Raw genomic sequence first — 12508 nt, forward strand, 5'->3', positions numbered from 1 at the left:
CGAGGCGGGAATCGAAATAAGCATGACGGAGCAGAGAGCTGAGTAGCCCTCAACAGGAGCTCAGGCAGCGCACGAAAACGTTCGCGCTGCGGATCTTGCGGTTGTTTCGGTCGTTGCCGAAGAGTACTGAAGCTCAAGTTTTAGGAAAGCAACTGCTGCGGTCTGGAACGTCCATTGGCGCAAACTATCGAAGCGCAGGGCGCGCTCGATCGAAAGCAGAATTTGTTTCAAAGATAGGCGTTGTACTCGAAGAATCTGACGAAACGGTGTTCTGGCTGGAACTCTTGTGCGAATCTGGAATCTTGAAGCCTGAGCTTTTACAAGAATTATTGCGGGAAGCAAACGAGCTAACCGCAATCTTCTCGGCCGCACAGCAGACCGCAAAGAGCCACATCAGACGGTGATGACACGGCTGTTACTTCACCCGATCACCCGATGGCCCGATCACCCGATTGTTTAAAGGACAGAGGACTTATATGGCAACAGCAACGTCTGTACAAACAAGCATTCCTCATACCAAGACAACTGGCCCCTGCGTCATGGTCATCTTCGGCGCGACCGGCGACTTAACCAAACGCAAACTGCTGCCATCGATCTACAACCTGCTCAGCACTGGACTCCTCTCGCGTGAGTTCGCGATCGTAGGCATGTCGAAGGACGACTGGACTACCGATCAGTTTCGCAAGCATGTCAGCGATTCGCTTAAGCAGTTCTCCGAGGGCGCCGATCCAGAGCTGGTCGATTGGCTCGCGGTGCACTCGTACTACGTGAGCGGAGAATTTGGTGACAGCGAAGCCTATAAGCGGCTGCGTGCACAGTTGACTGAAGTCGACAAAGTCCACGGAACTCACAGCAATTATTTCTTTTACTTCGCCATCTCGCCGCAATTCTTTGCCACCGCCGTGCAGAAACTCGGCGAATCAAATCTGTCGGAGGAAGAAAACGGTTCGTGGCGCCGGGTGATCATCGAGAAGCCGTTCGGTCACGATTTGGAGTCGGCCAAGGAACTGAACAAGCAGATCAAGGAAGTGCTCTACGAGAGCCAAATCTTCCGCATTGACCATTATCTCGGCAAAGAGACGGTGCAGAACATCTTGGTATTCCGTTTTGGGAATGGATTGTTCGAGCCGATCTGGAGTCGCAACTACATCGACCACGTGCAGATTACGGTCGCCGAGACCGTCGGCGTGGAAGGCCGTGGAGGCTACTACGACACCTCGGGCACGCTGCGCGATATGGTCCCAAACCACATCATGCAGCTCATAAGCCTGACCACGATGGAGCCGCCGATTTCCTTCGAGGCCGATGACGTGCGCGACGAGCAATCAAAAGTGCTGCATGCCATTCATGCTATGAGTGGGGAAGATGTGATTCATAATGCGGTGCGCGGACAGTATGGTTCTGGCACTACGCAGAAGGGCGAGCGCATGCCCGGCTATCGCCAGGAGCCGAGCGTAAACCCCAGTTCCCGAACCGAAACCTTCATCGCGCTGAAGCTCGGGATCGACAACTGGCGCTGGGCCGGCGTACCAATTTATCTGCGTACCGGCAAGCGCATGGCGCGCCGCCACACCGAGATCGCCATCGAGTTCAAGCGGGCGCCGTTTGTACTCTTCCGCGACACCGACATCGAACACCTGCCAAGCAATCAGCTTGTGATCAACGTGCAGCCCGAAGAAGGAATCGCGCTCAAGTTCGGCGCCAAGGTTCCAGGTCCCTTAGTCAAAGTTGGTCCGGTTCACATGAGCTTCAACTACCAGGATTATTTTGGAGGCACAGCTCAGACCGGGTACGAAGTACTGCTTTACGACTGCATGATCGGTGACGCCACGCTCTTTCAGCGAGCTGACATGGTCGAAGCCGGTTGGACGGTCGTCGATCCGGTGCTCGACGTGTGGAAGGCGCTGCCTCCACGTGACTTCCCGAATTACCAGGCGGGCACGTGGGGCCCGAAGGAAGCTGACGACTTGATGCTTAGGGATGGGAGACATTGGAGGAATGTGTAGGCTCATCCCTAGTATTGTCATTCCGAGTCGCCTGCAGTTGGCGGTGAGGAATCTCTACGGGCTTCGATAGTCGTTACAGGAGCGACAAACTACTCCGCAACATTGAAGATCGCGAGCATCGCGATAATACAGTGCAGAGCAGTCGATAGGGATTCCTCACCGCGAAAGAGCCGCGGTTCGGAATGACACGGCAGTCTTCCTCCCCGCCAACTGCAGGCGACTCGGAATGACAAAAAAAGAAAAAGAAGAATGACAAACGACATGATTCTGGCCGGTGACATCGGCGGCACCAGCGCGCGGCTGGCCTACTTCGAGCTGAAAGACGGGCGGCTGCGGTCCGTTGTGGAAGAAACCAAGCACAGCCGTGACTTTCCGAGTCTGCAGGCTGCTGTGCTCGCTTTCAAAGGCAAGAATCAGTATGACGTTGCCTGTGCCTGCTTTGGCGTGGCCGGGCCGGTAAACGAAGGGCGTGTTGAGGCTCCCAACCTGCCCTGGATCATCGATGCCAAGGTGCTCGAGAAGGAGCTGGGCGTCGGCAAGGTTTACCTGATCAACGATCTTGAAGCGAATGCGCACGGCCTGGCCGAGTTGCGAGGACAGGACTTCGAGGTCCTCGCGCAGGGAGCGCCGGGAGCAAAGGGCAACGCTGCTGTGATCTCAGCCGGCACTGGACTCGGTGAAGCAGGACTATATTGGGACGGCGCCACGTACCATCCTTTCGCAGCGGAGGGAGGGCACTCCGACTTTGCCCCGGCGAACGATCTTCAAGCCGAACTCTGGCATTACCTCCGCCAGAAGTTCGGCGGACATGTGAGTTGGGAACGCGTGCTTTCTGGTCCCGGACAATACAATCTCTACGAGTTCCTTCGGGATACTGGGAAGGGTAACGAAGAAGCGTGGCTTGCCGAGGAACTTAAAGCTGGCGATCCCTCGGCGGTAGTTTCAAAGTACGGTCTTTCGGGCAAGAGTCCTTTATGCGTGCAAGCGGTAGAACTGTTTGTCGAAATCTACGGCGCGGCTGCGGGAAATCTGGCGCTCAAGTATTTGGCGACCGGCGGAGTCTATATCGGCGGTGGCATCGCCCCGAAGATCCTGCCCAAACTGAAAGAGCCGCGCTTCTTCCAGGCCTTCCGCGATAAGGGACGTTTACGCACATTGTTGGAGAAGATTCCCGTGCGCGTGGTGCTGAACGACAAGACGGCGTTGCTGGGGGCTGGACACGTGGCGATGATGCATGCGGGAACAGGAGTCGGACAGGTCGCGATTGGGTAGAGAGACGCAGCATGCTGCGTCTCCGTCATGCAGCGTCGTCCGCAGATACCTTTAAGGAACTGTCATTCCTCGCGCCCGATGTTGGCGCGGGGAACCTGCTGTTGTCGGTGTACATAGAAACAGCAGATCCCCCTCCCTTCGGTCGAGGGATGACAGTGTGTTTACAGTATGTTTGTGGACGATGACGGTCTCGTTCGTGCCAGCGATCTCGTGGAGACGCAGCATGCTGCGTCTCTGCCGTGGCGCCTGATCTAATAGACCTATGTCGAAGCCAACCATCCGAACTCTCGACGATCTCCAGCAAGTAGCCAGCGCCGCTGCGGACGAATTTGTTGCGCGCGCGAAGCGCGCCATTCAGCATCATGGGCGATTCACAGTGGCGCTCTCCGGCGGCTCCACTCCGAAGACGATGCACACCATCCTCGCCGAACGCTCGTCGAAGAATCCGAAGCTGGTGGACTGGTCGCGAGTACAAATTCTGTTTGGGGATGAGCGCCACGTGCCTCCTGATCACCCGGAGAGCAATTACCGCATGGCGAACGAGACCTTGCTTTCGAAGGTTCCAATTCCCGCCGCAAATATTCACCGCGTTCGTTGCGAGAACCCCGACGCTGCAAAAGCAGCCGATGAATACGATCGCGAATTAGTGAAGGTCTTCCAACTCAAGGGCGAAGATCAGATGCCGCGCTTTGATCTCATCTTTCTCGGCATGGGGCCGGACGGTCATACCGCTTCGCTATTCCCAGGCACAACCGCTGTTCATGAGCTCAAGAAGCGAGTAGTCGCAAATTGGGTTCCGAAGTTCAACACATGGAGGGTTACGTTTACTCGTCCTGTGATCAACCAGGCAGAGTGCGTGTTGCTGATGGTGTGCGGCAAAGACAAAGCAGAACCTTTCGGCGAAGTTATGGGACAAGGAAGTCCGGATGTGTATCCGGTGAAGTACGTGCAGCCTACGCACGGTGAATTAATTTGGCTCGTTGATAAAGCGGCTGCGGGAGCGGGGCTCGCGCACGCGGGGTAGATGCCTGGTATTTCTGACTATGTCATCCTGAGCCCCTTTGTTGGGCGAAGGATCTCCCGGGATGCGTCGGACTAATTTGCACTTTCCTGGCACTTTCACCGTGCACTCGAATTTTCTGGCCAAAGAGCCAGGAAGATGCATTCAAGACCTGTACATGGCGGGAGGTCCTTCGCCCAAAAGAGGGGCTCAGGATGACAGTTCTATCTATAGCTCGCTCCGACGAACGTTTGTCCGTTGACCTCTCGCGAAGCGACTTCTTTTGTAACAAATTTAATCATTAACCATCTGATAAGAAGAGACTGCTTTAAGCTAATCGCTTATTGCTGCCGTTCCGCCGTCTTTCATGCGCAAAGAACACGAACGCCTCATCGAAGACAAAAATCGCGAAGTCTACTGGAAGCGCTGGGGACCTTACCTCAGCGAACGCGCGTGGGGCACCGTTCGTGAAGACTACAGCGCGAATGGCGATGCCTGGGGTTACTTCACGCACGATCAAGCTCGGTCGCGAGTGTATCGCTGGAATGAGGACGGTATCGCTGGATTCTGCGATCGGCATCAGCTCATCTGCTTTGCCGTTGCTATGTGGAATGGGCGCGATCCATTTCTAAAAGAGCGGCTCTTCGGATTGAGCGGCCCCGAAGGCAATCACGGTGAGGACGTAAAGGAATGCTACTTCTATCTCGACAACACGCCGACGCATTCCTACATGAAGGCGCTGTACAAGTATCCGCAGCAGGAATTTCCTTACCAGCGGCTGACTGAGGAAAATCGTCAGCGCACGCGACTCGATCCAGAGTTCGAGCTGATGGATACCGGCATCTTCGACGGCAGCCGCTACTTCGACGTTTTTGTCGAGTACGCGAAGGCAACCAGCGAAGACATACTGATTCGCATTACCGCATGGAATCGCGGTCCCGAAACGGCACGCCTGCATCTGCTGCCGACGATTTGGTTTCGCAACATCTGGTCCTGGAAAGACGATCCTGAGCAGATTAAGCCGAAGCTGGAGCGCATGGCCGACGTGCATGGCATGCCTCTGACTCGCGTCTACCACCCGCAATACGGCGAGCGCTGGCTCTTCGCCGAAGGATCGCCGCAGCTATTGTTCACGGAGAACGAGAGCAACCTGCGCCGTTTGTTTAACTCTCCGAACCGCGGCTTCTATCAGAAGGACGGTATTAACGATTACGTGGTGAAGGCGCAGCGCCACCGTGTGAACGCCGAGGAAACGGGCACTAAGGCGGCCGCATATTACGACCTGGAGATCGCGCCGGGTCAGAGCGCCGTCATCAAGTTGAAATTTACGGAAAAGATCAACAGTACTCAGGATCATTTTGGGAAGGCATTTGAAGATGTATTTCGCGAGCGCATCTTTGACGCCGACGAGTTCTACCGCGACGTAATTCCGCAGTCGATGTCGGCCGATGGGCGCAACATCATGCGGCAAGGGTTCGCCGGCATGTTGTGGTCGAAGCAGTTCTACAACTACGACGTGCGAACGTGGCTGAACGGCGATCCGGCGCAGCCCGCGCCGCCGAAGGAGCGGCTTAGCGGCAGGAATCACCAGTGGAAGCACTTCTACGCCGACGACATCATCTCCATGCCGGACAAGTGGGAGTATCCGTGGTTTGCTGCTTGGGACATGGCCTTTCACTGCATCACTCTGGCGCTGCTCGATTGGAACTTTGCCAAAGACCAGCTCACGCTGCTATGCCGCGAGTGGTACATGCATCCGAATGGACAGTTGCCGGCTTACGAATGGAACTTTTCCGATGTGAATCCGCCGGTGCATGCAGCGGCGGCGCACCGCGTATACCAAATCGAGCGGCGCATGACCGGCAAGGGCGACTTCGCCTATCTCGAACGCATCTTCCACAAGCTGCTGATCAACTTCACCTGGTGGGTCAACCAGAAGGACATGGAAGGCAACAACATTTTCGAAGGTGGATTTCTGGGGCTGGACAACATCGGAGCCTTTGATCGTAGCGAGAAGCTGCCTGGCGGCGCCTTCATGGAACAATCTGACGGCACCAGCTGGATGGCCGCCTACAGCCTGAGCATGCTGATGATCGCGCTCGATCTGGCTATGCAGGACCCGGTGTATGAGGATACGGCAATCAAGTTCTGGGAGCACTTCCTGTACATCGTGAAGGCCATGAATCGCACCATCGACGGCGAAGGCATCTGGGACGAGGAAGAGGGCTTCTACTACGACGTGCTGCACGTCTCCGACGGCGAGCACATCCCTATGCGTATCCGTTCCGTTGTGGGACTCGTTCCGCTGTTCGCGGTGCAGACGCTCGAGCCGGGATTGATGGAGCGGCTGCCGAACTTTGCTCGCCGCATCCAGTGGTACCTCGACAATCGTCCCGACCTTACGGCAAACATCGCGTGTTTTGAGGCGCAAGGAATTAAGGAGCGTCAACTGCTGGCGATTGTGGATGAGAAACGGCTGAGGCGAATCCTGAAGATGATGCTCGACGAGAAGGAGTTCCTCTCGCCGTACGGCATTCGCAGCGTCTCGCAATACCATCGCGATCATCCATTCATACTTGAAATCGCAGGGCGCCAGCACATCGTCGACTACGAGCCGGGAGAATCGTCCACAAGCCTGTTCGGCGGCAACTCCAACTGGCGCGGCCCAATTTGGTTCCCAATCAACTTCATGATCATCGAGGCCCTGCAACGCTATCACCACTACTATGGAGACAAGCTGAAGGTGGAGTGCCCGACGGGTTCAGGCAATCTCATGAGTCTCGGCCAAGTCGCCAGTGAACTCTCGGATCGCCTCGGGCGCTTGTTTACCCGGAATGCAGAGGGGAGGCGTCCGGCACACGGGCGCAATCCGCTGTTCCAGACCGATCCTTACTGGAAGGATCTCGTGCTCTTCTACGAGTACTTTCACGGCGACGACGGCGCAGGCCTCGGCGCGTCGCATCAGACCGGATGGACAGGGCTGATCGCGAAGCTCATGCAGCAGAATGGCGAGCCGCAGACGCGCCGCGCAGAAGCATCGACAAACGGCAGGAAGCGGGCGAAGTCGGCGAAATAGCAAGCGGACTCGGATACGCCGTACAATGTCCAGCACCGTAGTTGGAACTAATCAGTACAACTCTCTCCACAGGAGACCTCATGAAACGACGCGTATTCAGTCTGCTTGCTGTTGCTGTGTTCACCGTAGCCGCCTGGGCTCAGGGCTCAGAATGGCAAATCGATCCCGCGCACACTACCACTGGTTTTACGGTGCGCCACATGGGCATCAGCAATGTGCATGGGCGGTTTGTGAAGACGAGTGGCACGGCGACGATCGATGACGGCGACATCACGAAGTCGAGCGTAAACGCGACTATGGACGTGAACTCGATCGACACTGGCAACGAGAATCGCGACGGCGACCTTAAGAGTCCGAATTACTTCGACGCTGCTCAGTTTCCCACGATCACGTTCAAGTCGAAGAGCGTGAGCAAGAACGGCGAGGGCAAGCTGAAAGTTGTTGGCGACCTCACCATTCATGGCGTGACTAAGGAAGTGACACTCGACGTCGACGGACCGTCTGCTCCGCTTGAGCAGCGCGGAAATAAGCGCCGCGGTCTCTCAGCTACCACCAGCGTCAATCGCAAAGACTTCGGCGTTGGAGCGAAGGCGCCTGCGGTGATGATCGGCGAAGAGATCAAGATCGACATCGACGCGGAGCTGACACAGAAAGGTGCGGCGCCGGCTGCTCCAGCAGGTCTAACCGTTAAGTAATTTAATTTCTTTCTGTTTTCTCGTTCCGAACGCAGTGGGGAATCCCTATAGCCACGAGAGCGCTTGGGTTTGGCAGGGATTCCTCACCACAAAACCAGCGGTTCGGAATGACAAGATGCGTCAAGACTAGCTCTTCCCAAAAGGGTCCTCCAGCGACGGGCTCTGAGGAGTGAACAACTCGGCGCCGTTTTCCGTGATGTACATATCATCTTCGAGACGCACGCCGAATTCTCCTCGAATGTAAATCCCGGGCTCATCGCTGAAGGCCATGCCCGGACGCAGCGCGAGGCTGTTGCCCCGCACAAGATATGGCCACTCGTGGCCATCCATGCCAATGCCATGTCCGACGCGGTGCAAGAAATATTTGTAGTCCGGTCCATAACCGGAATCGGCGATCACTTTTCGCGCGGCGCCGTCCACTGATTGGGCCTCCACACCTGGCCGCGCTTGCTTGAGGGCTGCGCTCTGTGCTCGGTGGACGATATCAAAGACTTTGCGCATCTTGTCCGTAGGCTTTCCCAGGATGAAGGTTCGGCTGATGTCTGATTGGTAGCCTTCAACCGAGCAGCCGTCGTCAATGAGAACGATCGTGCCTTCGCGGATAATCTGAGGCTTTGCTGATCCGTGAGGGAGGGCAGAGGCCTCGCCTACGTTTACACTGGCTTCGCCGCGGAATCCCAATTTGGAATAAGCCGCCTCGATGAGTTTGGCAAAATCGTACTGCGACATGCCAGCGTACAGGGACCTGTACACGGCCTCGTAGGCTTCGAGCGTGACCTGATTGGCCAATCGCATCAGGTCGAGCTCATGTTGCGTCTTTATCATCCGGCAGCCAGCAGTGACAGGCGTTGCACTCGCGATATTTACCTGTTGCGCAGCCTTTGCGATGCCGTCGCTGAAGACGAAGGTAGTGCGCTCCTCAATTCCAATCCGTCCGCTGCTGATGCCGCGATCCTTGAGTCCTGCGGCAACTAGTCGGTACGGATCCTGGTCTTCCTGCCAAGTGCGAACGTCGGCACTATTACCGCCTGGGCCGTTGGCGATCTGCTCGCGCGCCCGATCCTCCTCGAATGCTGGGCAAACGTAAAACGGATCGCCTGTCGCGGGAAGAACTGCGGCGAACAGACGCTCACTGTTCCACCAGCGAACATTCGTGAAATACACCAACGACGTGCCGCCGATCATCAGGACGGCGTCGAGATTGTTCTCGCGCATCAGTTGACGCGCCCGCTCCTGCCTCTGCTTGCGCTCCTCGACAGTGATGGGTTTGGCCTCGCCTTTGCGAGACTTGAGCTGCACGATTGGGGCAGGAAGGTTCGTTGCGCTGAGTTCCTGTGCTATCGAAGTGAGTGGGACAAGCGTGGTTGCAGCGCTGAAGCCAGCAAGTTTGGTGAAATCGCGGCGAGTGATCATGGAGAGAGGGAATTATAGAGGACGCTACGGGGGGAATCGGGTGATCGGGCCATCGGGTGATCGGGTGAAGTAACTGCCGAACGAACGGGGCACTTCCTCGTTCCTTACTCGTCTGTCTTTACTTCACCCGATCACCCGACTCTTCCCTGATTCTTTACAGTCCTTTTTTCTCTCGAAACTCTTTCACCACGTCCACCACATCGCGGTGCTCGCCATCGACTGCGTAATTCAGCCGCCGCATCTCGTCGTCCGAGATGGTGTTGGCGAGTTCCTTCAGCGTGGATGCTAGCTGTGGGAAGCGGCGGAGCGCCTCGTCGTTTACAACAGGCATCGCTTCGTAGGGCGGGAAGTAATGCAGGTCGTCTTCGAGCACCGTCATGTCGAGGGCGGCGATTACACCATCGGTGCCATTGCCGGCGGCCAGGTCAAGCTGATGGTCCTTGAGCGCGCGATACAGCAGGCCCAGGTCCATCACACGCGGTTTGCCGGCGAAGGTAAGTCCATAGCGTCGCACGAATCCCTCGTACCCATCCGGACGCTCGAGAAACTCGTAGCCACATCCAAATGTCCACTGCGATGAGTAGGCTTTGGCCTGCGACAGCTTGGATACGCCAAGCCTGCGCGCATCGCCCCCACGCATAACCATCGCGAATGAGTTGTTGAATCCGAATGGCGAAATGACCGTGAGGTGAAACTGCTTCTTGTACTGCTCACGTACCTCGTTGAAAACGAGGTTTGGGTCCCAATTTGGCGGTCGCTTGAGTATCGCAGTGAGTGCCGTACCCGTGTATTCGGGATAAACGTCGATGCGGTCCGCCAACACGGCTTGATGAGCGATGTAGCTGCCTGCCAGATAGAATCGCCGCTCGACTGGAACATGCAGTCGGGCTTCGATGTGCTGTGCCATTAATTCCGCGAGGACTACCTGCTCGCTGAAGTTCTTTGAGCCGACGACGATGCGCCCCGAATGTGATGGGCGGCAGCCTGTTGTGGAGACTAGCAGCGCTGTGACTAAGGCTGCTAGCGCCACATTTCTTGCCCAAGAGCCGTACGGGCGCCGCAGGAGTCTGACGCATTTCGGGAGATCCTTCGGCCGACATCGGGCCTCAGGATGACAGCGTTGTTGGTGCAAGCGGTTCCGTAGGGACGCAGCATGCCGCGTCTCTACCACGCAGCGTGAGCTGCGATGACTTCTCATTTTCGGGGCACGCGCAAGCGATTTTCAACCGCTCCGAGTACAACATCGGCTACGATCGCCAGCAACGCTGCCGGAATGGCTCCCGCAAGAATCAGTTGATTGTTGACCATGGCCACGCCGCGAAATATCAGTTCGCCTAACCCTCCCGCTCCGACGGCAGCCGCAATGGTCGCCACGCCTACTGCGGTTACGGTCGCGATGCGGATTCCAGCGAGCATGAACGGCGCGCTGAGCGGGAGCTCCACGCGCGTCAGGAGTTCGTTATCAGTCATGCCCATTCCAACGGCCGCTTCTTTTACTGCTGGATCGATGGCCATGATCCCCGTGTAGGTGTTGCGGACAATTGGCAGCAACGCGTAGAGAACAAGGGCGGCAATGGCCAATCGGTCGGCGCGGGCTCCAAGCCACGGCGCCGGCAGCAGAAAACCAAAGAGTGCCAAACTGGGAATCGTCTGCAGGACACTCGTGCCGCCGAGGACCGGCTTTCTCAGCCACGCGCTTCGGCTCACGAGAATTCCAAGAGGGACACCAATCGCCACCGCGATAACCATCGCAATCCCCACGAGCCAAAGGTGTTCGAGCGTCAATGAGGCGATCTGACCGCGATTCTTGAGAAGGAAGTCGAGCATGTCAGATCGGCAACGCCGCCTCGCGGAACGGATTCACATACTCTCGCACGCGCTCGTCCTGGGAATTTGCGAATTCGCGACTTGTGAAGGTACCGACAAGCTTGCCGGAATCGAATAACGCGATGCGCGTACCGAGCAGCAGCGCTTCACGAAGATCATGTGTGACCATCACGACCGTTTTGCGAAGACGGCGTTGCAAGTCGAGGAACTCCTTCTGTAACTCTGCGCGCGTGAGCGGGTCGAGCGCTCCGAAGGGCTCATCCATAAGCAGAATGCTGGGATCGGCGGCCAATGCACGAGCGACTCCGACGCGCTGCCGCTGTCCACCGGAGAGTTGGTGTGGATAGCGCTCTCGCAGATTCGGTTCGAGCCCAACTAGTTGCATGAGCTCGGAGACCCGCGCATGTATGCGATTGTCGGGCCATTGCTCGAGCTTTGGTACGACCGCGATATTGCCTGCTACTGAATAGTGTGGGAACAGGCCCGACTCTTGAATGACCCACCCAATCGAGCGGCGCAGCGAAATCGGATCCCAGGATGTCGTACTTCGGCCTCTGACCTTGATTACGCCATACGTTGGCGTCAGCAGCCGATTGATGAGTTTCAAAGCCGTGGTCTTTCCGGCCCCGCTTCGTCCGAGCAGAATCAGTGTTTCTCCTTCGGAAACAGAGAAGCTGATGTCCTGAAGCAAACTCTGGTCTCCGAGGCTGTAGCCAACTTCGCGGAACTCAATGATGGGCGAGGATTTGGAGCTCACGTCCGCAGTACTCATTCGCTGGAATGGTATCGCACGCGAACGTTCCACAGAACGAACCTCGACCATTCTGTGCCGCGACGTGTGCAAGCATCCGGTTTTGACTACAATACTTGCTCAGAGATTGCGTCACTCGGTTTTATCTCTAATAAACCCCCAAGAGGAGAGGAACAAAGTGAAAAAACTATTGACAATGGTATTTGCGCTGGCGCTGACAGCTTCGCTGAGCTTTGCTCAGGACACCAGTTCGTCAGGACAGAGCGGAACAAGCGGAAGCACTGCGTCTTCGGGACAAACAACCTCCGGTGACCAAAGCAGCACCACCAAAACCACAAGCGGCAAGAAGCATCACAAGAAGCATAAGAAGAGCACCACTGATACGGGCTCGAGCACCGGCGACGCTGGCAGCTCAAACCCCAAATAAAAACTCAGCAAATTAAAAGACAAAGCCTCCCGATTCGGGAG

The 12508-nt window shown here is 56.6% G+C and carries 10 protein-coding genes; 6 read left to right on the forward strand and 4 right to left on the reverse strand.

Annotated elements, in window-relative coordinates; all coding sequences use genetic code 11:
* Positions 1–476: 476 nt before the first annotated feature.
* From zwf to VNX88_04440, 5 genes are all read left to right on the forward strand, one after another.
* On the forward strand, positions 477–2006 hold the full coding sequence (zwf, locus tag VNX88_04420; GenBank protein HWY67885.1) for a glucose-6-phosphate dehydrogenase: 1530 nt from the start codon (positions 477–479) through the stop codon (positions 2004–2006).
* Positions 2007–2255: 249 nt separating this feature from the next.
* Complete coding sequence (gene glk, locus VNX88_04425) at positions 2256–3278, forward strand: glucokinase (GenBank protein ID HWY67886.1); 1023 nt, start codon at positions 2256–2258, stop codon at positions 3276–3278.
* A gap of 262 nt (positions 3279–3540) precedes the next feature.
* The gene (gene pgl, locus VNX88_04430) at positions 3541–4302 is read left to right on the forward strand and encodes a 6-phosphogluconolactonase (protein HWY67887.1); all 762 of its coding nucleotides are present in this window, start codon (positions 3541–3543) and stop codon (positions 4300–4302) included.
* A 343-nt stretch (positions 4303–4645) separates the two neighbouring features.
* Positions 4646–7354 (forward strand): hypothetical protein, encoded by a 2709-nt coding sequence (locus tag VNX88_04435; protein HWY67888.1) that lies wholly within the window; start codon positions 4646–4648, stop codon positions 7352–7354.
* Between the two features lie 80 nt (positions 7355–7434).
* A complete protein-coding gene (locus tag VNX88_04440; protein HWY67889.1) occupies positions 7435–8049 on the forward strand; it encodes a YceI family protein in 615 nt (204 codons plus the stop codon).
* 126 nt (positions 8050–8175) lie between these two features.
* Here VNX88_04440 and VNX88_04445 read toward each other — a convergent pair whose 3' ends face one another.
* The 4 genes from VNX88_04445 to VNX88_04460 all read right to left on the reverse strand — a co-directional run bounded on the left by VNX88_04445 (position 8176) and on the right by VNX88_04460 (position 12046).
* On the reverse strand, positions 8176–9462 hold the full coding sequence (locus tag VNX88_04445) for a Xaa-Pro peptidase family protein (GenBank protein ID HWY67890.1): 1287 nt from the start codon (positions 9460–9462) through the stop codon (positions 8176–8178).
* A gap of 154 nt (positions 9463–9616) precedes the next feature.
* Positions 9617–10492, reverse strand: a complete 876-nt coding sequence (locus VNX88_04450) for a glycine betaine ABC transporter substrate-binding protein (GenBank protein HWY67891.1) — start codon at positions 10490–10492, stop codon at positions 9617–9619.
* A 164-nt stretch (positions 10493–10656) separates the two neighbouring features.
* Positions 10657–11289: an ABC transporter permease gene (locus VNX88_04455; GenBank protein HWY67892.1), complete on the reverse strand. Its 633-nt coding sequence runs from the start codon at positions 11287–11289 to the stop codon at positions 10657–10659.
* Between the two features lies 1 nt (position 11290).
* Positions 11291–12046 (reverse strand): ATP-binding cassette domain-containing protein, encoded by a 756-nt coding sequence (locus VNX88_04460; protein ID HWY67893.1) that lies wholly within the window; start codon positions 12044–12046, stop codon positions 11291–11293.
* A gap of 172 nt (positions 12047–12218) precedes the next feature.
* On the opposite strand from VNX88_04460, the gene VNX88_04465 reads away from it, so the two are divergent.
* The gene (locus VNX88_04465; GenBank protein HWY67894.1) at positions 12219–12467 is read left to right on the forward strand and encodes a hypothetical protein; all 249 of its coding nucleotides are present in this window, start codon (positions 12219–12221) and stop codon (positions 12465–12467) included.
* The last annotated feature ends 41 nt before the right edge of the window (positions 12468–12508 follow it).

Source organism: Terriglobales bacterium (assembly GCA_035567895.1).
GTDB lineage: Bacteria > Acidobacteriota > Terriglobia > Terriglobales > Acidobacteriaceae > Gp1-AA112.